Genomic DNA, 21,543 nt, shown 5'->3' on the forward strand with positions numbered 1-21,543 from the left:
GGGCTACGGCTTCGGAAACGTCTTCCTGAACTGCGCCGGATAGCGCGCGGCCTGCAAGCCACCGCGCGAGACGTAGGAGGCAATCAGCGCGCTCCACAGTCCGGCATTGCCGAACGATTGCAGCGCCCACCATGCGGCGAAGAAGATCGCGAGCGAGGCCAGCATCAGATTGCGCATCTCGCGCGCCCAGGTCGCGCCGATATAGATGCCGTCGAAGCCGAAGGCGAACACGCCGGGAATGGGTGCAAGCACGACGAACGGCAGGAATTCCCGCGCGCCGCGACGGACGGCTTCGCTCGCCGTCATGAAATCGATCAAGCTCGGCCCAAACAGCGCGAACAGCGCGGACACGACCAACGCGAAGCCGAGCCCCCATAGCAGCACCAGCCGGGTCGAATCCGTAAATCCCTTGGCGTCGCGTGCGCCAAGCGTGCGGCCGCAAAGCTGCTGGGCTGCGTTCGCAAGACCGTCGAGGAAGAAGGCGCTGACCAGCAGAAAGTTGTTGAGCACGGAATTGGCGGCCAGCGTGACGTCGCCGGCCCGCGCGCCCTTGGCGGTGAAAAACAGGAACACGGCGATCAGCGCCGCGGTGCGGATCAGGATGTCGGAATTCACCGCCAGCAGCCGCATCAGCTTGGCCCGGTCGAACAGGGCCGCGTATGGCACCGCGAACCCACTGTCCGCATGGCGGCGGCAGACGACCAGGCCGAGTCCGAATCCGGCCGCTTCAGACAGCAGCGCCGCGATCGCAGCACCCGCGATGCCGGTATCGTAGACCAGCACCAGCAGGATCGTCGCCGCCGCATTGACGAGATTGATGACGACCTGGAGCGCGAGCGCCGGATTGGCGCGGGCCTGGCCGACCAGCCAGCCGAGGATGACGTAGTTCGCGAGCGCCAGCGGCGCCGACCAGATCCGGATCACGAAGTAGGTTTTCGCCGCGCGCGTGACGCCTTCGCTGCCGCCCATCAGGTTGAACAGCACGGCGGCCAGTGGCAGTTGCAGCACGATCAGCGCTACGCCGATCAGGCCGGCCACGATGAAGCCGCGCACCAGGATAGCGGTCAGCTCGCGCGTCTCGCCGGCGCCCAGCGCCTGCGCCGTGAAGGCGAGCGTGCTCATGCGCAGGAATCCGAACAGCCAGAACAGGCAATCGAAGATGACGGACGCGATGGCGACGCCGCCGAGCAGCGCGGCATCGTCCAGCCGTCCGATCGCGGTGGTCGAGACCACGCCGATCAGCGGCGTGGTGAGGTTCGCGACCATCGCGGGACCTGCGATGGCGAAGACCTGGCGGGAGCCGATCCCTAAGTGAACGGGGGCGTGCATGTCAGAACACGAGCACCATGCCGTCTTCGGCGGCGAGATGGGCGATGTCGTCGAGGCGGGACAGCACGTCCTCGCTCATATGGGTGAGGACGAGGCGTTTTGCGCCGATTTCGGGAAGGTGCTGTTCCAAGGTCTTCAGGCTGAGGTGATTCTTGACCACCTTCTCGTACATATAGGCTTCGGCGATGAAAAGATCCGCGCCATGCGCCAGTGGAATGAGCATCTCCGTCCATTCGGTATCGGCGCTGTAGGCCAGCGTGCGGCCCTCGGCCTCGACGCGATAGGCGAGGAAGGGACCGCCGGATTCGCCGTGCACGACGGGGTAGGGCGTCACCGTCACCGCGCCGAAGCTTCGGCTCTGCTCGGGCGCGAGCTCGACGACGGACAGCTCGAAGCGCTGTTTCGTCTTCGATGAGTGCTCGAACAGAGCCTCCATCACCGCACGCAGCCGCGTCTCGATGCCCTTGGGGCCCGCGATGGTGAGCGGCCGCGTCCGCCGCGAGAATTGCGCGTCGAGCAGGACAAACGGCAGCCCGGCAAAATGGTCGCCGTGGAAATGCGTGATCAGGATGAGATCGATATCGTTGCGGTCGATCTCGAGTCGCTTCAGCGCCGGCAGAGCCGACGCGCCGCAATCGATCAGGAAGTTGACCTCGCGCCCCGAGACGTGGAAGCAGGTGTTGAGCCTGCCGCCGGATCCGAAGGCGTCGCCGCAGCCGACAAAGCGCAGTTGCATCGGCCGCTAGCTCCCTAGAGCGTGATCCGGAAAAGTGTGAAGCGGGTTTCCGACAAGATCATGCTCAAAACAACGACTTACCTGCGCGGCGTGCCGAAGACGCGCATCAGCAGCCAGATCGGGATCACGATGACCGCGCCGAGCAGGAAGTAGCGCCACAGCCAGTTCACGGTGTCGAAGCCGAGATCCCACAAACGCTGGAACAAGAGACGAATGCTGGTGATGATATTCCAGGGATCGAAACCGATCGCCGCCAGCACGACGCCGACGAGGATCGAGAGCAGGACCAGGCGAAACGCGACCGCCAGCGGCGAGCCGCCGAGAAAGCGGTTCAGGCCATCCGTGCGGCCGGCCGGCAAATCTCTGACGTCGTGAGCCATCTCAAACTCCTTGGGCGGATTCGACCGTATCATAAGGCACGGCGGGGGACATGGGGAACCCGCAACGACGCGTCAATCGGCTTACGGGATTTTAATTCGGGCAGGCGGGTTCGCCTTGGTTGTGGGATGATCGTGCCGCAGGCTCGCTGCAACCTCTCCCGCTTGCGGGAGAGGTCGCGCCAAAGGCGCGGGTGAGGGCTCTATTCTCTTGGGGAATCCCACTGCGGAGCTACCCTCACCCCAACCCTCTCCCGCAAGCGGGCGAGGGGGCGCGCTGCCTTCGTGGTGGCGCTCGGGCCGATCTCCGTCTCCCCTCACGCATCAACCTCTGCCGCCTCCGCTTTCAGCATCTTTTCCAGCGTTTCCAGCCGATCGGCCTCCCGCGGCGGCTTGTCCCAGCGCAGGCGGCTGATGCGGGGAAAGCGCATCGCGACGCCGGATTTGTGCCGCGGCGAGCGCTGCAGCCCCTCAAAGGCAACCTCCAGCACCAGCCCCTTGTCGCCCTCGTGCACGACGTGGCGGACGGGGCCGAATTTTTCGGTGGTATGACGACGCACGAAGCGGTCGATCTGCAACAGCTCCTCGTCGGTGAAGCCGAAATAGGCCTTTCCGACCGGCACCAGCTCGTCGCCGCCCGCGCCTGCGGTCCAGACGCCAAAGGTGTAGTCGGAATAATAGGACGAGCGCTTGCCGTGACCGCGCTGCGCATACATCAGCACGGCGTCGATGATGTGCGGGTCGCGCTTCCACTTCCACCATTGGCCCTTCGGCCGTCCCGGCAAATAGGGCGCATCGCGCCGCTTCAGCATCACGCCTTCGACGGCGTCCGCGTCGTCGCCGGCACCGGCGCCGGCGGGATCGGCGCGTGCGGCGGTCAGCGCCTCCCAGCTCGCAAACGGGACGGTGGGCGAGAGATCGATGCGTGGATCGTCGAGCTTCCCGATGAAGGCTTCCAGCCGTTCCCGCCGCTCCGCGAACGGCAGTTCGCGCAGATCGTTCTCGTCGTCGCCGAGCAGATCGTAGGCGCGCAGGTGAATCGGAAATTCCTTGATCAGCTTCGGAGACACAACCTTGCGGTTGAGCCGCTGTTGCAGCACGTTAAAGCTCTGTACCCGGCCCTCGCGCAGGATCAGAAGCTCGCCGTCGATGGCGCCGGGCATGCGCAACGACGGAACGAGGTCCGGAAAGCTGCCCGTGATGTCCTCGCCGGTGCGCGAATAGAGCCGCGCGGTGATGTGGCCGCGTTCGTCGCGGCCGGCGACTGCCTGAACGCGGATGCCGTCCCATTTCCATTCGGCGATGTAGTCGGCCGGATCGAGTGGTGCGAAATCGGTGTCCTCGATCGCATGCGCCAGCATCACGGGGCGGAACGGCGCGGGATCGCGGTTGACCGGCTTGTCGCCGCGGCCTTCCAGCCAGGCGAACAGGTCGAGATAGGGCGGCGCGAGACCGGGCCACATCAGCTCGACCTCATGCGGATCCTTGTTGCCGAGCGCGGCAGCCGCGGTCTTTGCCAGGCGCGCAGAGATGCCGATGCGCAACGCGCCCGTGACGAGCTTCAGCAGCGCCCAGCGGCCGGTCTCATCCAATTCGTCGAGCCAGCGCTCGAGCTGCTTTGGCAGCTCGGTCTTGCCGAGCGTGCGCAGCGTGGTGACGACCTCGGTCAGTGTCGGCGGCGGTGGGTTGTTGTGGTTGCGGGCATGAGGGGACTCATCGCCATCTCTTCCGGAGTACCCCCCTCCCTGACCCTCCCCCACAGGGGGGGAGGGAACGGTTAGGTTCGTGCGTCCATCACTTTGGGAATCGCTACCAGTTGTCGTGCTCACTGACAGCGCCGCGCGCAACTGCGCTCCCTCCCCCCTTGTGGGGGAGGGCGGGGGAGAGGGGTAGCCCGGAAAAGACGGCGCGTTACCATGCAACTTCGGCCACATCAGCGCCACCGTCTCCGAGAGGTCGCCGACATAGTCGTAGGACAATCCAAACAGCACCGGATCGGTGCGCGACGCGATCAGGTCGCGGATCAGCGCGGGCTTGGCGTGCTTGAAGCTGAGCGCGCCGGTCAGCGCGGCCAGTGCATAGCCGCGGTCGGGATCGGCAACCTCGCGAAAATAGCCGGTGATCAGCCGCAGCTTGTTGTTGCGCCCGGGCTCGTAGGCGAGGCGGTCGAGAAGTTCGGCGAAGCGGTTCATGCTTCGGCCTCGTCAGCGAGCGGTGTCTCGGTCTCCTCCTCGTCGCCATAGCCGACGAGATCGAGCGGCTTTGCCCGCAAGCCTTTGCTTTGGCACCAATGCACCAGCGCATCTTCCTGGCCGTGGGTGACCCAGATCTCGCCGGCGCCGGTCGCGGCGATCGTGGCGGTGAGGCCGTCCCAATCGGCGTGATCCGAAATCACCAGCGGCAGCTCGATGCCGCGTTGCCGCGCGCGGGCGCGCACCCGCATCCACCCCGAGGCGAATGCGGTGACCGGATCGGGAAACCGCCGCGTCCAGATATCCGAGGTCGCCGATGGTGGTGCCAGCGTGATGGTGCCGGCAAGCGCCGCCTTCTTCACGCCCTTCACCGGCCGTAACTCGCCGAGCGCGATCCCGCGGCTCTGATAGTAATGCGTGATGTTCTCCATCGCGCCATGCAGGTAGATCGGCGCGTCGTAGCCCGCTTGGCGCAGCAGCGCGATCACGCGTTGCGCCTTGCCGAGCGAATAGGCGCCGACGAGATGCGCGCGGTCCGGAAACAACGCCACCGACGCCAGCAGCTTCTTGACCTCGTCGGCGGCGTCGCCATGGCGAAACACCGGCAGGCCGAACGTCGCCTCAGTGATGAAGACGTCGCAGGGCACCAGCTCGAACGGCGTGCAGGTCGGGTCGGGCGCGTCCTTGTAGTCGCCGGAGGCGACGATGCAGGTGTCTTTGCACGTGACCGCGACCTGTGCCGAACCGAGCACATGGCCGGCCGGATGAAACTTCACGCTGGTCTCGCCGAGCCGGATCTCCTCGCCATAGCGGATCGCCTGCGTCGAGCTGGCGAAATTCTCGCCATAGCGCAGCCGCATCATGTCCAGCGTTTCCTGCGTCGCCAGCACCGCGCCGTGACCGGCGCGGGCATGGTCGGAATGGCCGTGGGTGATCACGGCGCGTTCGACCGGCCGGATGGGGTCGATGTGGAAGCCGCCGGGCTTGCAGCACAGGCCGCTCGCGACGGGCAGCAGGATGTCTTGCGGACGCATGCCTGTTATATAGGTTGCGCCACCGCGTGTTCGAGTCACCCGCCCGCTTCGCTTTCTGGTTCCCCCAATGCCCCTGCGCCTGTTCCTGACCTCCGGCGATCTCATGGCCGACCGCCGCTTCGAGTTCGCGCGCGACCTCCAGCTCAAGGGCGATCTGCCGGCCGCCGCCGACCTGCTCGAGCAGACGATCGAGCTTGCGCCGAATTTCACCTCGGCCTGGTTCACGCTCGGCGAAATCCGCGTGCAGCTCGGTGAGCGCGACAAGGCCATTGCGGCCTTTCGAAAATCGCGCGAGTGCGACGCGAGCGATCAGCATGGTGCTCATCTGCATCTGATACGCCTCGGCGCCGCGCAATTGTCCGAGATGCCAAAGGCCTACGTGCAGGCCTTGTTCGATCAATACGCGCCGCGTTTCGAGCACGTCCTGATCAACGATCTCGACTATCGCGCACCGTCGCTGATCTTCAAGGCAGTGGTGGCTGCCCGCGTGGCCGCGAAGAAGCCCGCCCTGTTCAAGCGCGCCATCGATCTCGGATGCGGTACGGGGCTGGCGGCCGCGGCCTTCGCAAAGCAGGTCGATCATTTCATCGGCATCGATCTGTCGCCCGGCATGATCAAGGAGGCGCGAGCCACCGCCCTCTATGCCGAGCTCGAAGTCGCCGACATGCTCGAAGGCCTGCGCGCCAAGAGTGACGCGAGTGCAAACCTCGTCGTCGCTGCCGATGCGTTCGTCTATCTTCCCGATCTCGCGCCGGTGCTCGGCGAAGCCAGGCGCGTGCTCGCGCCCGGTGGCGTGCTCGCCTTCACGCTGGAGACGCATGACGGCAGTGGCATCGTTCTCGGCGAAGGCCTGCGCTATGCCCATTCGGCGGAATATGCGCGCGATGCGCTGGCGAAGGCCGGCCTCAAGCTCCTCACATTGGAGCCGGCCTCGCCACGCATCGAGAACAACGAGGCGGTGCGCGGCCTCGTCGTGGTCGCCGAGAAAACTTGAGTCTAGGCGCTATACGCGACGCTTTGAACGTCATTGCGTCCCAAAGCGGCGACTTCCCGCTTGCGAGCCGTGCGGCGATGCCAGCACAATGCGCGCGCCAAGGGAGAAACAAACAATGACCAGGATTCCATCGCGGCGCGATTTCAGCGCCGCCGCGCTTGCGACCATCGCGGCATCCACCTTGCCCGCGCCCTACGTCTGGGCGGCGGAGAAGAAATACGATGCCGGTGCCAGCGACACCGAGATCAAGATCGGGCAGACCGTGCCGCATTCCGGCCCCGGTTCGCTCTACGGCGTGCTCGGGCGCATCGGCGAGGCCTATTTCCAGATGCTGAACGAGAAAGGCGGCATCAACGGACGCAAGGTCAAATTCCTGACCATGGACGATGCCTACAGCGCACCGAAATGTGTCGAGGCGACGCGGCGCCTGGTCGAGCAGGAGGAGGTGCTGGCGCTCTACGGCTCGCTCGGTACCGCGCCGCAGACGGCTGTGCACAAATACCTGAACTCAAAGGGCGTGCCGCAGCTTTTGCTCAACACTGGCGCCTCCAAGTGGAACAATCCGAAAGAGTTCAAATGGACGATGGCGGGCCTGCCGCTCTATCCGACGGAAGCGCGCATCCTGGCGCGGCACGTCCTCAGCGTGAAGCCGAATGCCAAGGTCGGCATCCTCTACCAGAACGATGATTTTGGCCGCGACTTCCTCGGGCCCTTCAAGAAAGTCTTGGAAGACTCCGGCGGCACCGCAAAGGTGATCATGGAGCAGACCTACGATCTCACCGATCCGACCGTCGATTCCCAGCTCATCAATCTCTCGAAATCGGGCGCCGACGTCTTCTACAACATCTCCACCGGCAAGGCGTCGTCGCAGTCGATCCGCAAGGTCGCCGAGCTCGGCTGGAAGCCGCTGCAGCTGCTGTCGGCCGGATCCACCGGCCGCTCGATCCTCAATGCCGCGGGGCTGGAGAACGCCACCGGCATCGTCGCGATCCGTTATTCCAAGGATGCCGGCCCCGGCCCCTGGGAGAACGATAAAGATGTGATCGCGTTCGACACGCTGCGCAAGAATTACCTGCCGAGCGTCGATCCCGACAACACCATCGCCTATGCCGGTTACGGCCAGGCGGTGACCATGGGCGAGATTCTGCGCCGCTGCGGCGATGAGCTCACGCGCGAAAGCGTGCTCAAGCAGGCCGCGAACCTCAACGGCTTCCACTCGCCGTTCTTCCTCGACGGCGTCAATTACAACTACACGCCCGGCGACTACACACCGATGAAGACGCTCTATATCTCGACCTTCAACGGCAAGGATTGGGCCGTGTCCGACAAGCCGGTGACGGAGTAGGGGTCTCCGCGAATGCGCGGAGCGTTGAAGGGCGATAGCTCTATACAATCTCGTCATGCCCGGGCTTGTCCCGGGCATCCACGTCTTCGCTTCCGTGTGGGCAAGAACGTGGATGGCCGGGACGAGCCCGGCCATGACGCCTGTGGGTGCATCCCGCCCACCCACCCCTCGACGAACTCACCCCCACGGCTTACCTGTGATGCCGTGCCGCCTCGCATCCTCAAATCTCCGGCCGAGCCGGCCGAGCCGGCCGCGCTGTTGCCCGACCGCTTCCAGGCGTGGTTCGCAGCCCGCGGCTGGTCGCCGCGCGAACATCAATTGGCGCTGCTGGAGAAAGCGCGCGAGGACCGTTCCGCGCTGCTGATCGCGCCGACCGGTGCCGGCAAGACGCTGGCGGGATTTTTGCCGACGCTGGTGGAGCTTTCGATGCAGACGGTCGAACCGACGACAGGCGCGAAGCAAAGCCTTGTCTCCACCGGCCGCACCCTGCAACGCAGCGGCGGCCTCCACACCCTCTACATCTCCCCGCTCAAGGCGCTCGCGGTCGACATCGCACGCAATCTGGAGCGGCCGGTCGCCGAGATGGCGCTGCCGATCAAGATCGAGACCCGCACCGGCGACACGCCGACGTCGCGGCGCCAGCGGCAGCGGCGCTATCCGCCGGACATTCTGCTGACGACGCCCGAACAGCTCGCGCTGCTGCTCTCCTCCGACGACGCGCCGTTCCTGTTCTCCTCGCTGAAGCGCATCGTGCTCGACGAGCTGCATGCGCTGGTGACCTCCAAGCGCGGTGATCTTCTCTCGCTTGGGCTCGCGCGGTTGTGGCGATTGGCGCCGCAGATGCGGGCGATCGGCCTGTCGGCGACGGTGGCCGAGCCGGAATCGCTGGCGCGCTTCCTGGTGCCGCAGCCCGGCGGCAAGGAAGCGGCGGCCGAGATCGTCATCGCCGGCGGCGCGGCGCCGCCGCTGGTCGAGATGATGGATACGCGCGAACGTCTGCCCTGGGCCGGTCACAGTGCGCGCCATGCGCTTCCCGAGATCTACGAGCTGATCAAGGCGAACAAGACCACGCTGGTCTTCGTCAACACCCGCAGCCAGGCCGAGATGCTGTTCCAGAATCTCTGGAGCATGAACGACGACAACCTTGCAATCGCCCTGCATCACGGCTCGCTCGATGTCGCGCAGCGCCGCAAGGTCGAGGATGCGATGTCGGCGGGAAAATTGCGCGGCGTGGTCTGCACCTCCTCGCTCGACCTCGGCGTCGACTGGGGCGACGTCGATCTCGTCGTCAATATCGGCGCGCCCAAGGGCTCCTCGCGCCTGATGCAGCGCATCGGCCGCGCCAACCACCGCCTTGATGAAGCCTCGCGCGCGGTGCTCGTGCCGGCGAACCGCTTCGAGGTGCTGGAGTGCCGCGTCGCGATCGATGCCGTCGCCGAGAACGCGCAGGACACGCCGCCCTTGCGCACCGGTGCGCTCGACGTGCTGGCCCAGCACGTGCTCGGCTGCGCCTGCGGCGAGCCGTTTCTCTCTGAGGACCTTTACGACGAGGTACGCACCGCCGCACCTTATGCCGATCTCACGCGGCAGGATTTCGACGACGTCGTCGATTTCGTCGCCTCCGGCGGCTACGCGCTGAAAACCTACGAGCGCTTCGCGCGCATCAAGCAGGACAAGCAGGGTCGCTGGCGCGTCGCCAATCCAAAGGTGCGGCAGAGCTACCGGATGAATGTCGGCACCATCGTCGAGGACGACATGCTGAAGGTGCGGCTGGTGCGATCGCGCGGCGGCGGCCAAGGAGGCGGTCAGGGAAAAGCAGGCGGGTCAACGGGCGTGATCGCCCGCGGCGGCAGGCTGCTCGGCGAGATCGAGGAAGCCTTCATCGAGGGCCTCAGTCCGGGCGACACTTTCGTGTTCAGCGGCGAGGTGGTGCGCTACGAGACCCTGGTCGAGGACCAGGTCTACGTCTCGCGCGCCAACGACAAGGACCCGAAAGTGCCGTCCTATATGGGCGGCAAGTTTCCGCTCTCGACCTATCTTGCCGAACGCGTGCGTCGCCTGCTCGATGACGCGCGCGCGTGGGGCGCGTTGCCGGAGCAGGTGCGCGACTGGCTGTCACTGCAAAAGGACGTCTCCCGCGTACCGGCGGTGCGCGAGCTGTTGGTCGAGAGTTTTCCCCGCGCCAACAAGCATTACATCGTCTGCTACCCGTTCGAAGGCCGTCTCGCGCATCAGACGCTCGGCATGCTCTTGACGCGCCGGCTGGAGCGGGCCCGCGCCCGGCCGCTCGGCTTCGTCGCCAACGAATATGCGATCGCGGTCTGGGCGCTCGGCGACATGTCCTTCATGATCCGGGACGGCAGGATCGACCTTGACGCGCTGTTCGATCCCGACATGCTCGGCGACGACCTCGAAGCATGGCTCGCCGAATCCGCTCTTATGAAACGTACGTTCCGCAATTGCGCGATCATCTCCGGCCTGATCGCGCGCCGGCATACCGGCGAGGAGAAGAGCCGCCGCCAGGTGCTGTTCTCGACCGATCTCGTTTATGACGTCCTGCGAAAACACCAGGCGGATCACGTGCTGTTGCGCGCCGCACGAGCGGATGCCGCCACCGGCTTGCTCGATCTGCGCCGTCTCAGCGACATGCTCACCCGCATCCAGGGCCGCATCACACATCGGGAACTCGACCGTGTCTCTCCGCTCGCCGTCCCCGTGATGCTGGAAATCGGCCGCGAGTCAGTTTATGGCGAAGCTGGAGACGAGCTGTTGGCGGAGGCCGCCGACGAGCTCGTCAAAGAGGCGATGGGATAAGAGCAGGTTCGGACGTGACGATAGGCGCGCTGGTTTCAGGGGATATCGAGGACATGCGCGTTTCAAATGTCAGCATCAGCGGCGTGACGTTCGCGGCCGATCTTTCCGGCGCACTGTTCTGGGAAGAGCAGCGCATGCTCGTCGTCTCCGATCTGCATCTGGAAAAAGGTTCCAGCTTCGCCATGCGCGGCGTGCTGCTGCCGCCTTACGACACCATCGCGACGCTCGGCCGGCTCGCTGCTGTCATCTCCCGCCATAATCCCCGAATCGTCATCGCGCTCGGCGACAGTTTTCATGATCGCACTGCACATGGACGGCTGTCGGCGGACGATCGCGACGCGGTCGCCGCCTTGCAGGCCGGCCGCGACTGGATCTGGATCTCAGGCAATCACGATCCGGCGCTGCCGCATGATCTCGGCGGCACCGTCGCCGACGAAGTCGCGATCGGCCCGATCACCTTCCGCCATGAGCCGACCGGCGCGTGCGGCGAGATCGCCGGCCATCTGCATCCCAAGGCCCGTGTCTCCGCGCGCGGCCGCTCGATGGAGCGCCGCTGCTTCGCGTCCGACGGGATGCGCGCCGTGATGCCCGCCTTCGGCGCCTATGCCGGCGGCCTCAGCATCCGCGATGCCGCGTTCGCAAAAATCTTTCCAAGGAACGGTTTTGTCGCGCACCTGCTCGGCGATCGCCGCGTCCACGCGATCGCGGCGTCACGGTGCAGCTAAGCCGCCTTCGCCTGCACGTCATCGCAAAACTCCGCAAGACGATCCGCCAGCCGTAGCGTCGCTGGACTGGCGCCGGGCGCGGCCATCAGCGCCATTTCGGTCCGGTTGATCGGCGCAAAACCATCCTTCGCCGTCAGCACGCGGTGGTCGGACTGGATCGCCATCTCCGACAGGATGCTCAGCCCCATGCCGGCGGCGACGGCGGCCTGGATGCCGGCGAGGCTCGATGAGGTGTAGGACATGTGCCAGATGCGGCCCGCGCTTTCCAGCGCGTGGATGGCGCCGGCGCGGTAGAGGCAGCCGAGCGGAAAGCCGATCAGCGGCACCGAGGCGACGTCGGCATGGATCGGATGGCTTTTGCTCGTGACCCAGTGCACCTGCTCCGGCCACACCGCAATCGCGCCCTTCGCACCGGCCTCGCGCTTGAACAGCGCCAGATCCAGTTCGCCGCGATCGAGGTCGCGCGACAGGTTCTTGCTCTGGTCGGCGCGCACATCGAGCCGCAGGCCCGGACGCGAGCGCGAAAATGCGCCAAGCAGTTTCGCCAGCCGATATGCCGCAAAATCCTCGGGGATGCCGAGCCGGATCGCGCCTTCGCCGTCGGGCTGGCTCAGCACGTCGCGCGCCTCCTCGGCGAGCGATAACAGCCGCCGCGCGTAGGACAGCAACCGCTCGCCGGCCTCGGTCGGACGCACGTCCTTGCCGTCGCGGTGCAGCAGCACCTGGCCGACATCCTCCTCCAGCCGCTTGATTTGCTGGCTGACGGTCGATTGCGTGCGGTGGACGCGCTCCCCGGCGCGGGTGAAGCCGCCGGAATCGACCACCGAGACAAAGCTGCGCAGGAGCTCCAGATCGAGCATGGATGTCTCCATTCGAAAATCAACTGGCAGTGAGTTAATCATTTAATTTCCAAATGACAAGCCGGGTTCCTAGATCGAGGGATCAGGAGATTCCACATGTCGCTCGCCCCCTCGCTTGCCGTCCCCCGCAGCCGTTTCAACACGCTGCCCTTCGCTATCGGCCTGTTCTGCCTGCTCTGGAGCTACGCCTTCGTCGCCGGCAACCACAAGATCGGCGTGACCCATTGCCCGCCGCTGATCCTGCTCGCCGCGCGCTTCTCGCTCGCCGGCATCCTGATCCTTGGTGCCACGCTGATCCGCGGCGACGACTGGTCGCTGTCCTGGCGCGACGCCGCGATCTTCGCCGTGCTCGGCATCGCCAACAACGCGCTCTATCTCGGGCTCGGCTACACCGGTCTGCAAACGGTCTCGGCGGGCCTCGGCGGCCTGATCGTGTCCGCCAATCCGGTGTTCACGGCGGGCCTCGCCGCGCTCCTGCTCGGCGAAGGCATGACGTGGCGCAAGGCGAGCGGCCTCCTGCTCGGCATCGTCGGCGTGACCTTGATCGTCTGGCATCGGCTGTCGGTCGGCACTGACTCACTGCACGGCATCATGTTCACGCTGGCCTCGCTCGCCTCCATCGTCGCCGGCACGATCCTGTTCAAGCTGCTCGCGCCGAAGGGCTCGTTGTGGATCGGCAATGGCGTGCAGAATCTTGCCGCCGGCATCGTGCTGACGCCGGTCGCGCTGACCTTCGCCGACGTTCATGCCATCGACTTTACGCCGGGCCTGATCGGCGCCTTCGCCTTCCTCGTGCTCGGCGGCTCGATCCTCGCCTACTGGCTCTGGTTTCATCTCCTGAAAGTGTGTGGCGCAACGGCTGCCAGCGCTTATCATTTCCTGATGCCGCCGCTCGGCATGTTGTTCGCGTATCTCGTGCTCGGCGAGCATGTCGAGGCCCGCGATCTGCTCGGAATCATTCCAGTGGCGCTCGGGATCTATCTGGTGACGCGGCCTGCCGCGAAGCCTGTGTCGTAGGAGGAGTTCTTATGCCCATTTCCATTACCCTGATCGGCGGCCCCACCGCGCTGATCGAGATCGACGGCTTCCGCCTGCTCACCGATCCGACTTTCGACGACGCAAATACCGCCTATCAGCTGCCGCATGTGAAGCTGGAGAAGACAATCGGCCCTGCGCTCAAGCCTGATGCAATCGGCCCGATCGATGCGGTCCTGCTCAGCCACGATCAGCATTCGGACAATCTCGACAATTCCGGCCGCGAGTATCTCAGGCACGCGAAGCGCGTCCTGACCACAGACGCCGGCGCCAAGCGCCTCGGTGGCCAATTCGAAGGCCTGCATGTCGAAGGCCTGGTGCCGTGGGGCACGGCGCATCTGAAAGATCGTGACGGCAATTCGCTGACGATCACCGCGACCCCGGCGCGTCACGGCCCGGCCGGCATCGAGCCGCTGTCAGGCGACGTCATCGGCTTCGTGGTGTCGTCGAGCCGGACCGACACAACCTCAGTCTATATCAGCGGCGACACCACCTGGTTCGATGGCGTCGCCGAGGTCGCACGCCGATTCAAGTGCGGCGTGGTGATGCCTTTCGCGGGCGCTGCGCAAACGCGCGGGCCGTTCCATCTCACCATGGACACCAACGACACCATCGAGACCGCACGCGCCTTCCCCGATGCGATGATCGTGCCGGTGCATACGGAGGGTTGGGCACATTTCCGCCAGAACAGCGAGGATCTGCGCAAGACCTTTGACGTGCTCGGCTTCGGGACGCGGCTGCGATTGCTGGAGCCCGGCGTGCCGACGGTGGTGCAGGCGCCGTAGCTAGCACCACAGCCGTCATTGCGAGCGAAGCGAAGCAATCCAGAATCCATCCGCGGCGGCAGTCTGGATTGCTTCGCTGCGCGTAACTGCCCAGGTCCGTTTGCTCGGTTAGGCGACGCTGAGTTTGTGGATGAGTTGTGTGGGGCATCGGGACAATGTTTCGAGCATGTTCCATCCGCGCTTTCGAGCGGTACCGATCAGGGTGCGAAGCGTGGCGAAATTGTCTGCGCCTTGTGAGGTGCGGAAGCCGGCAGAGATCTTCTGCCGCAATTTCATCATCCGAGCATCGCGCTCGGCCTCGTTGTTGGTAAACGGCACCGCCGAGTTGTGCAGGAACAGCAGCACCGCCGCTTTATGTAACTTGAGGCGCAACAGGAGATTATGGCCCGTGCGCCGTCTGATCCGCCCGCGCTTGATGTCGCGAGGCAGCGCGGGTAGCGCCTCGTGCCAGGCGATACCGGCGCGGATAATGCGGTCATAAAGTCGCTCGGCGGCGCGGATTCTGTTGGGACGCAGCGCGCCTGTCTGGTCGGTTGGATGCTCTGACGCCAGATTGACCTCGTGGCACAGGCAGCGGAGCAACCCGCGCATGCGCCGGGCCCAGGCCTCGCCATCGATGTCCACCAGCGCCGTCAACTCGCGCAGGTGATGCGCATTGCACAGCGCATGCGTGACACCGGACATCTGAAAATAGGATGTCCAATGGTCGTGCACAACGATATGCGCCGCTTGCGTCAGCACCTCGCCGCGCCTGGGTGAGACGCGATAATGCACCAGCCCATTGATCCCGGCGGTGCCCGCGACATGCAGCCATTGCGGCGTGGCGCCCACCCAGAACCCGGTCTCATCCAAATGCTTGACCGGTGCCCGGCGGATTTGCTCGCAGACTGCCGCAGCGAAATCCTGCGTCCGGCTGGCAGCCCGGGCGATCATTTGTCCGATCGTGCCGGCCGAGATGGTCACGCCAAACAGATCGGAGAGGATTTGCCCGAGCCGATCTTCAGGCAGAAACTGTCCCGCCGACAGATAGGTCACCACAGCGGCCAACCGGACGCCATATTGCGCCGGCGCCCTTACCTCGGGTGGAAACGATCCTGTCGTGACCGCGCCACAGCCGCTGCATTTGCAACGATAGAGCTGATGCTCCGTGACGAGCAGCGGCGCCGGCGCCGGCAGATCGAACACCTGACGGCTGCCGACAAGTTCCAGCTGTTCACCCTCCAGCGCCATTCGGCAGCGCCCGCATCTGACAGGGCGATGCATGATCGTATGATCGACCCGTTCGGACCGCTTCAAGTGTTTGCCTGCATGGCCGGGCTGGCCGCCGGGCTTCTTCAACCCTCGCTCACGCAGGCTCTGTGTCCGGCGAGAAGCCTGGCCCGGTCCATCGCTCGAAGGCGGCTTGCTGCTATTGGAGCTGTCCAGACCAAGCCGACGCTCCAGATCGGCCACACGCACCGTCAGCAATGCGTTCTGCTGCTCCAACATCAGGTTGCGCTCCTGCAACTCCCCAATCAGGGCCAGCAGGGCGTCCACAGACAATGAGGAATTTGGCGGCGTCACCCATACCTTGACTCACAAACACATGTGGTCAGTCAAGAGAATACAAACGGCCACCTGGGCAGTTACCGCTGCGCTCACAATGACGGAGAATGCAGTCAATCCTTCCGAAACACGATCGAGGCCATCCAGCCCGTCATCAGCGCCATCGCGGCGGTGATGAGGCCGTAGATCAGCCCGTTCTGCCGCGCGGTGGTGGCGACGAACTGCTCGAAGCCGACCTTGACGATCTCGAACGCGGTCTCTGTCTTGCCGACGAACGCGCCGTCGGCAAACAACTTGATCTCGACCTGGTAGGTGCCGATCGGCACCTCCGCCGGCAGTGGAATGCCGGTGCGGAACAGCGTCGGTGTCAGGAACGTCACCGCGCTCGGATCCTCGCGATAGAGCCCGCGCTCGGTGCGCAGGCGAATGAAGGCCGAGCGGAACGCGTCGTTCGGCACCACGTCGGCGTAGTCCCCGCTGACGCGTTGGGTCAGCCGCACGTTGTTGAGCCCGATCTGCTGTCGCCGCGCGACCTCGGGCGAGGTGATCGCCTCGAACGAGCGGTTGGCGAACAGCGCGAGATAACTCGGAACCTCCAGGAACTGACGGTAGTCGGTGTTGATCCAGATCCCGAAGGTGCGCTCCTTGCGCCGCGTCACCATATCGGCGCGCGGGCCCATCACGGTGACGACGAGATCGTAGCTCTTGCGGTCGGCGGGTGTGGTGGCGTCCTTCTCGACCGAGCCGAACAACACCAGCTCCTCGCCGGAATAGTTCGGCGTCACCGTGACACGATGGTTGGAGACCGACACGATCAGCCGCTCGGCGCGTGCGGCGGAGCCGAGCAGCAGGACAAGCAGGACTGCGAGAGCTGCGCGCATCATCCGTTCACCCCCAGCTCGCGGATGGTGAAGAGGTCCTCGGGCCGGATCACCAGTTCGATGGCGAAGCGAACACCGACCGAAAGGATCAAGAGGCCGAGCAGCAGCCGCAGCTGCTCGCCGCGGATCTTCTGGCCGGCGCGGGCGCCGAACTGTGCACCGGTGACGCCGCCGACCATCAGGATCAGCGCCAGCACCGCGTCGACGAGGTGATTGGTCGCAGCGTGCAGCAAGGTCGCAAACAGCATCGTGACCAGCGTCAGGACCATCGACGTGCCGATCACCGTCGAGGTCGGCACCCGCAGCAGATAGATCATGATCGGCACCAGGATGAAGCCGCCGCCGATGCCCATGATGGCGCCGATGAAGCCGATCACGATGCCGACGATCACGACCGGAATCACCGAAAGGTAGATCTTGGAGCGCTTGAACCGCATCTTCAGCGGCAGCCCGTGGATCCAGTTATGCGTGCGCCGTGGCGGCACCGCGCCGCGCCGGGTCCGTAGCAGGGCGCGCAGGCCTTCGGAGAACATCAGGCTGCCGACGGTGGTGAGCAGCACGACGTAAGACAGTGCGATCATCAGATCGAGCTGGCCGAGCGCGCGCAACTGCGTGAAGGTCCACACGCCGAGCGCCGTCCCGGTCACGCCGCCGCATAACAGGACGCTCGCCAGCGCCGGGTCGATTGCGCGCCGCCGCCAATAGGCGAGGGCTCCGGAAAAGGACGAGGCCGCGATGTGGCTCGCGACGGAAGCGACCGCGACCGCCGGCGTGATGCCGATGAAGATCAAAAGCGGCGTCATCAGGAAGCCGCCGCCGATCCCGAACATGCCGGAGACGAAGCCGACCGCCGCGCCCATCGCCAGCACCAGGAAGACGTTGACCGGAAGATCGGCGATCGGGAGATAGAGCTGCATCGAAGGACCACGCTCCGGCGAAAACGGATCGATTGCCGCATCCACTCAATAGCCGAATTCGCTGGCGGGAGTGATCAGGAATTTTGGGCGTGGTGAATGGGCGCGGCTAGCGCGCGAGGCAAATGAGACTTGATTGCTACGGAGAAAGTGCGCTCCCTCTCCCGCTTGCGGGGGAGGGTCGGGGAGGGGGGGTGTCTCCGCAGTAAGACTCCCCAAGAGGACAAAGCCTTCACCCGGCGCTACGCGCCGACCTCTCCCGCAAGCGGGAGAGGTACACCGATCCTGCGGCCCCTTTGGTCTGATCTAATGCTGTGTGCCTCAATGCACCGCTGACGCCGAGCGCTTGCTCGCGACCGGCTTCGGCGCGGGTTTTGCGGCTGCTTGCGGCGCGCTGTCCCAGCCGCCGGCGGGTGTCGCGACATTGACGGCATCATCGGGTTGCGGCTCGGCGCTGAAGGTCTGAATCGCGAGCTTGGCGGCCGCGAGCGATTGCGGGTCGAGCCGCTTGGCGACATCGTCGCGCTTGCCGGCGGCATCCGCGTCACCCTGGGCGGCTGCGAGGGTGAACCATTTGTAGGATTCGGCGAGGTTCTGTTCGACACCGATGCCGCGGGCATAGAGGATGGCGAGGTTGAACTGGCTGTCGGCGACGCCGCGGTCGGCGGCTTTGCGGAACCACTGCGCCGCGCTCTTGTAATTGGCGCCATGTCCGCCGCCATCGGCGTCGAGCACTGCGAGATTGTGCATCGCCTTGGCGTTGCCGCGCTCGGCCGCCTGGGTGTAGTAGCGGCGGGCGATGTCGGCGTCCTTCTTCACGCCGAGGCCCTTCTCGTAGAGTGTGCCGAGGCGGAAGGTCGCCGGCACCACGCCGGCCTGCGCCGCGCGGTCGTACCATTTGGCGGCTTCGTCGTAATTCGCGGCCACGCCCTTGCCTTCGGCAAAGCGCACGCCGAGCTCGTAGGCCGCGTTCGCATCGCCCTTCATCGCGGCGGTACGCAAGCTCGGGCCGCCGATGCCGTCAGGCAGTTTTTCACTCGGCGGCACCTGGATCATCGCGAGTTTCGCGCGGCTCGTGCCCGACAGCGCGCCGGTGACGTCGCTGGTGACAGGCGGCGTGGCTACGGCGGGCACCGGCGGAATTTCAACCGATGCCGAATTGCCCGAACCGGCGGCGGGAGCCGGCGCGGCATTGTTCTGGGATTGGCGCCCGATCGGGGTCGGAGAGGTCATCGAGGGCGTGACCTGCTCGGGCGTGGCGGGCTTGCTCTCGGCTGGCGGCGCCGCCTGCGGCGCGGGTGCGCTCGACGAATTCTCCATTGCCTGCGGCGACGGCGCCGAGCTGCCGCCATCGAGCAGGTTCATCGCCATCTTGAAGGTGCCGAGCACGATCACGACCACGCTTGCGCCGACCAGCAGCGAGCGGATTTTCGAGGTGATGGTCGAACCGCCGTCCTTACCGTTGTCCTTGCCCTTGGACCGATCGGCCCCTGCCTTGGCGCCGCGGGCCGGCTTTTCCGGCTGTGCGGCGGCGGCCTGGGCAGCGCGGCGCGCGGCCGCGATGAAGCTCGACGACGACACCGGCTCCTTCGGCGCGGCTGGGATTTCGCTGATTGCGCTTTCAGACGCGGCAATGCGCTCCGACGGCGTGGCGACGCGTGCACCCGGCCGGGTGCCCGGCTCGAGCGGATGATCCGGCGGCAATTCGGGCGCAAGCGCGGCCCGCGTGGGCACCGTATGCGGCTCGAGGATCTCGCTGATCGCGCGGGGCGGAACGGGCGGCGCGATCGGCATCGGCGGCGGCGCGGCCGGTGCAGCGGCGTGGAATTCGCGCGGCGCGGCGACGAAGGCGGCTTGCGCCGCCTGCGCGGCGGCGGGATTGGGCAGTTCCGGCTTCGGATCGTATTTCGGCGGCTGTTGCTGCGGCCGCGGCTCGCGCGCCATCGGCGCGGGCTCCATCGGAGCGGCCATCGGCATCGGCTGCGGCGCGGCGGCCGGCGGCGCGGTGCGCACATTGCGCAGATCGCCCTCGATCATCGAGAGACGATCGACGACGTGGCCGAGTGCGTTGTGGACGGCCTCCAGCGAATCCTGGGTGCTGCGGTTGGTCTCGGCCTGGCTGAAGCGGATGTCGGAGAGCTCGCGCTTGACGATATCGACCATTCCGGATTCGGCCGGCGCGGAGCTGCGGCTCTCGGCCAGCGCGGAATAGGTCGCTTGCTGCCGTTCCAGGTGCCGCAGGATGTCGTGCAACCCGTCCTCGACGCGGCTCAAATTGCCGTTGCGCGGATCGGAGGCGGTCTCGATCCGCTCCAGCAGATACGAGACCCGCTGTTCGAGATGAGCGAAGGTCGAAGCCGAATCGTTGCCGACCTGCATGCGGTCGAAACGGTCCGACAGCGCGCGGATCGCACTTTCGAGATGCTCGCTGCTTTCGGATGGCTGAGGCCGCTCGCGCGTTTCCAGCGCGGCGGTGAGCGCCGCGATGCGCTGCTCCAGCACCGCAAAGCTATCGCCGGAGCCGGACGAGCGGGTGACCTGGTCGACCTTGGACGACAGCAGCTGCACGTCGTCCGAGAGCCGTGCCAGCGCTTCGTTGGAGGCGACGTTGGAGACGATGCCGCGCAGCGCCGAGATCGCGCCTTCGAGCTGGCGGACCGTCGAGGGATCGTCATTGGCGCGCAGGATCAGATCGAGCTTGGCGCCGAGATTGCGGATCGCCTCGTCATAGCCGGTGAGCTGCTCGGCCGGCGTCAGCGTGCGCAGCACCTGCTTGATGTCGGACAGCGCGTGCTCGATGCCGGACAGGACCTGCCCGTCGGTGCCGTTGGAACGCGTCTCGTCGATGCGCCGATGCAGCGAGCGAATCTCGTTCTCGATCGATTCGATCGCGCGGCGCGGCATCGCCTCGGTGATGGCGTTGCGGATCTCCGCAAGTTCGCTGCGGAACGTGTTGATCGCCTGCTCGGTATTGTCGGGGCGCTGCAGCGATTCGATCTGGCTCGTGATCTTGAGCAGATGGCGCTCGAGCGCGGAGAAATCCGGCCCCGGCTGCGGTGGCGACGGAGCGTAGGCAGGCGCGGGCGGCGCAGCCATCGGTGCCATGGGGGGCGCGAAAGGAGCTGCCGCAGGCGCGATCGAGGGCGCGGCGCGCGGCGGCATCTGCCGCGGCGCAAAGCCGTCGAGCTCGCTCTGCCGTGCGGTGATCTCGGCGACGGCAACATCGAACGAAGCGGGGCTCAGGGGTGGTGAGTTGCGATAGACCTGCGCTGCAGCGCGCTCCACTGCATCGGCCTGGCGTTGGCGGCTGTCGACGGGAGCGGGGCGCGGGACCTGTGGCTGCTGCGGTTGGGGCTGCTGCGGCTTTGAGATTTGCGACAGCCGCGCATCGAGGCGCGAGATCGCATCGTTGAGCTGCCGTGCCACGCCCTGCTCGCGCGAGACGTCCGGTCGCGAAGAGTCCTGCCGTGAAGAGTCCTGCCGTGAAGGGTCCTGGCGTGGCGCGGGCTTCGAGATCCGCTCGATCTGCTGGGTGATGGCGTCGAGCCGCTGGTGGATGTCGGCGACTTCGCGGCTTTCCTGACTCGGTGCCTGGCTTGGTGCTTGGCTAGGCATTTGCTGCGGACGCTGGTCGTAAGGTCCGCGAAAGTTTGGCGGGGCAGTTTCGCCGAGCGTGGAGTTCAGCCAATCGTTGAGTGACATGCCGGCGCGATGCGCAGCAGCTTCGGCCCGCTCCCTGACCGACGGATCGATTCCGTCAACACTCCACGATACGCGCGAATTCATGACTCTGCCCGGTTCCGACTCCGGCGCCCCACCCGGCGCCTCCAGTCTTCCCTCGCGTGCCGGTTGCAAAGACAATCGGATTTGGCGCGGGTCGTCTGCCTCGAAAACCGACTTTTGTCTGTTACGGTAAATAACGGGTTAAGGAACTCGTTGACGGTGTCTTAAAGTTGGGCGGGGCCTACCAGCCCAAG

Annotated in this window: 16 protein-coding genes; 6 read left to right on the forward strand and 10 right to left on the reverse strand. The window is 65.7% G+C overall.

Annotated elements, in window-relative coordinates; genetic code table 11:
• Nucleotides 1-3 precede the first annotated feature (3 nt).
• The 5 genes from ACVWW3_RS34060 to ACVWW3_RS34080 all read right to left on the reverse strand — a co-directional run bounded on the left by ACVWW3_RS34060 (nt 4) and on the right by ACVWW3_RS34080 (nt 5,668).
• The gene (locus ACVWW3_RS34060) at nt 4-1,329 is read right to left on the reverse strand and encodes an MATE family efflux transporter (protein ID WP_456651759.1); all 1,326 of its coding nucleotides are present in this window, start codon (nt 1,327-1,329) and stop codon (nt 4-6) included.
• A 1-nt stretch (nt 1,330) separates the two neighbouring features.
• Nucleotides 1,331-2,065, reverse strand: coding sequence for an MBL fold metallo-hydrolase (locus ACVWW3_RS34065; protein WP_456651758.1), 735 nt, complete (start codon nt 2,063-2,065; stop codon nt 1,331-1,333).
• A 77-nt stretch (nt 2,066-2,142) separates the two neighbouring features.
• Nucleotides 2,143-2,445, reverse strand: coding sequence for a DUF6460 domain-containing protein (locus ACVWW3_RS34070; protein ID WP_354053125.1), 303 nt, complete (start codon nt 2,443-2,445; stop codon nt 2,143-2,145).
• Between the two features lie 314 nt (nt 2,446-2,759).
• On the reverse strand, nt 2,760-4,634 hold the full coding sequence (locus ACVWW3_RS34075) for an ATP-dependent DNA ligase (RefSeq protein ID WP_456651757.1): 1,875 nt from the start codon (nt 4,632-4,634) through the stop codon (nt 2,760-2,762).
• Nucleotides 4,631-5,668 (reverse strand): ligase-associated DNA damage response exonuclease, encoded by a 1,038-nt coding sequence (locus ACVWW3_RS34080; RefSeq protein ID WP_456651756.1) that lies wholly within the window; start codon nt 5,666-5,668, stop codon nt 4,631-4,633. The genes ACVWW3_RS34075 and ACVWW3_RS34080 overlap by 4 nt, the downstream gene beginning before the upstream one ends.
• A 67-nt stretch (nt 5,669-5,735) precedes the next feature.
• Here ACVWW3_RS34080 and ACVWW3_RS34085 point away from each other — a divergent pair, with 67 nt between their 5' ends.
• The 4 genes from ACVWW3_RS34085 (at nt 5,736) to pdeM (ending at nt 11,546) form a co-directional block, all read left to right on the forward strand.
• A complete protein-coding gene (locus tag ACVWW3_RS34085) occupies nt 5,736-6,662 on the forward strand; it encodes a methyltransferase domain-containing protein (RefSeq protein WP_456651755.1) in 927 nt (308 codons plus the stop codon).
• Nucleotides 6,663-6,777: 115 nt separating this feature from the next.
• Nucleotides 6,778-8,007, forward strand: a complete 1,230-nt coding sequence (locus tag ACVWW3_RS34090; RefSeq protein ID WP_456672285.1) for an ABC transporter substrate-binding protein — start codon at nt 6,778-6,780, stop codon at nt 8,005-8,007.
• Between the two features lie 204 nt (nt 8,008-8,211).
• Nucleotides 8,212-10,821, forward strand: a complete 2,610-nt coding sequence (locus ACVWW3_RS34095; RefSeq protein ID WP_456651754.1) for a ligase-associated DNA damage response DEXH box helicase — start codon at nt 8,212-8,214, stop codon at nt 10,819-10,821.
• Nucleotides 10,822-10,874: 53 nt separating this feature from the next.
• Nucleotides 10,875-11,546, forward strand: a complete 672-nt coding sequence (gene pdeM / locus ACVWW3_RS34100; protein WP_247448387.1) for a ligase-associated DNA damage response endonuclease PdeM — start codon at nt 10,875-10,877, stop codon at nt 11,544-11,546.
• On the opposite strand, the gene ACVWW3_RS34105 is transcribed toward pdeM, so the two are convergent.
• Nucleotides 11,543-12,406, reverse strand: a complete 864-nt coding sequence (locus ACVWW3_RS34105; RefSeq protein ID WP_456651753.1) for a LysR family transcriptional regulator — start codon at nt 12,404-12,406, stop codon at nt 11,543-11,545. The genes pdeM and ACVWW3_RS34105 overlap by 4 nt on opposite strands.
• A 96-nt stretch (nt 12,407-12,502) precedes the next feature.
• Between ACVWW3_RS34105 and ACVWW3_RS34110 the strand changes: the two genes are divergently transcribed.
• Both ACVWW3_RS34110 and ACVWW3_RS34115 read left to right on the forward strand, forming a co-directional pair.
• On the forward strand, nt 12,503-13,423 hold the full coding sequence (locus ACVWW3_RS34110; RefSeq protein ID WP_456672286.1) for a DMT family transporter: 921 nt from the start codon (nt 12,503-12,505) through the stop codon (nt 13,421-13,423).
• Between the two features lie 11 nt (nt 13,424-13,434).
• A complete protein-coding gene (locus ACVWW3_RS34115) occupies nt 13,435-14,226 on the forward strand; it encodes an MBL fold metallo-hydrolase (protein WP_456651751.1) in 792 nt (263 codons plus the stop codon).
• Between the two features lie 108 nt (nt 14,227-14,334).
• On the opposite strand, the gene tnpC is transcribed toward ACVWW3_RS34115, so the two are convergent.
• From tnpC to ACVWW3_RS34135, 4 genes are all read right to left on the reverse strand, one after another.
• Nucleotides 14,335-15,789: an IS66 family transposase gene (gene tnpC / locus ACVWW3_RS34120; RefSeq protein WP_456649588.1), complete on the reverse strand. Its 1,455-nt coding sequence runs from the start codon at nt 15,787-15,789 to the stop codon at nt 14,335-14,337.
• Between the two features lie 95 nt (nt 15,790-15,884).
• On the reverse strand, nt 15,885-16,655 hold the full coding sequence (locus tag ACVWW3_RS34125) for a TIGR02186 family protein (RefSeq protein ID WP_456661444.1): 771 nt from the start codon (nt 16,653-16,655) through the stop codon (nt 15,885-15,887).
• Nucleotides 16,652-17,569, reverse strand: a complete 918-nt coding sequence (locus ACVWW3_RS34130; RefSeq protein ID WP_247352313.1) for a sulfite exporter TauE/SafE family protein — start codon at nt 17,567-17,569, stop codon at nt 16,652-16,654. The genes ACVWW3_RS34125 and ACVWW3_RS34130 overlap by 4 nt, the downstream gene beginning before the upstream one ends.
• 318 nt (nt 17,570-17,887) lie before the next feature.
• Nucleotides 17,888-21,352, reverse strand: coding sequence for a hypothetical protein (locus ACVWW3_RS34135; RefSeq protein ID WP_456672287.1), 3,465 nt, complete (start codon nt 21,350-21,352; stop codon nt 17,888-17,890).
• Nucleotides 21,353-21,543 lie beyond the last annotated feature (191 nt).

Source organism: Bradyrhizobium sp. LM2.9, from assembly GCF_054056555.1.

Bases quoted from the DNA above. Each gene is read 5' to 3' on its own strand.
- ACVWW3_RS34080 (WP_456651756.1), bottom strand. From the start codon at position 5,668: ATGCGTCCGCAAGACATCCTGCTGCCCGTCGCGAGCGGCCTGTGCTGC.
- ACVWW3_RS34125 (WP_456661444.1), bottom strand. From the start codon at position 16,655: ATGATGCGCGCAGCTCTCGCAGTCCTGCTTGTCCTGCTGCTCGGCTCC.
- ACVWW3_RS34065 (WP_456651758.1), bottom strand. From the start codon at position 2,065: ATGCAACTGCGCTTTGTCGGCTGCGGCGACGCCTTCGGATCCGGCGGC.
- ACVWW3_RS34070 (WP_354053125.1), bottom strand. From the start codon at position 2,445: ATGGCTCACGACGTCAGAGATTTGCCGGCCGGCCGCACGGATGGCCTG.
- ACVWW3_RS34110 (WP_456672286.1), top strand. From the start codon at position 12,503: ATGTCGCTCGCCCCCTCGCTTGCCGTCCCCCGCAGCCGTTTCAACACG.
- pdeM (WP_247448387.1), top strand. From the start codon at position 10,875: ATGCGCGTTTCAAATGTCAGCATCAGCGGCGTGACGTTCGCGGCCGAT.
- ACVWW3_RS34105 (WP_456651753.1), bottom strand. From the start codon at position 12,406: ATGCTCGATCTGGAGCTCCTGCGCAGCTTTGTCTCGGTGGTCGATTCC.
- ACVWW3_RS34090 (WP_456672285.1), top strand. From the start codon at position 6,778: ATGACCAGGATTCCATCGCGGCGCGATTTCAGCGCCGCCGCGCTTGCG.
- ACVWW3_RS34075 (WP_456651757.1), bottom strand. From the start codon at position 4,634: ATGAACCGCTTCGCCGAACTTCTCGACCGCCTCGCCTACGAGCCCGGG.
- ACVWW3_RS34135 (WP_456672287.1), bottom strand. From the start codon at position 21,352: ATGAATTCGCGCGTATCGTGGAGTGTTGACGGAATCGATCCGTCGGTC.
- ACVWW3_RS34115 (WP_456651751.1), top strand. From the start codon at position 13,435: ATGCCCATTTCCATTACCCTGATCGGCGGCCCCACCGCGCTGATCGAG.
- ACVWW3_RS34085 (WP_456651755.1), top strand. From the start codon at position 5,736: ATGCCCCTGCGCCTGTTCCTGACCTCCGGCGATCTCATGGCCGACCGC.
- ACVWW3_RS34130 (WP_247352313.1), bottom strand. From the start codon at position 17,569: ATGCAGCTCTATCTCCCGATCGCCGATCTTCCGGTCAACGTCTTCCTG.
- ACVWW3_RS34060 (WP_456651759.1), bottom strand. From the start codon at position 1,329: ATGCACGCCCCCGTTCACTTAGGGATCGGCTCCCGCCAGGTCTTCGCC.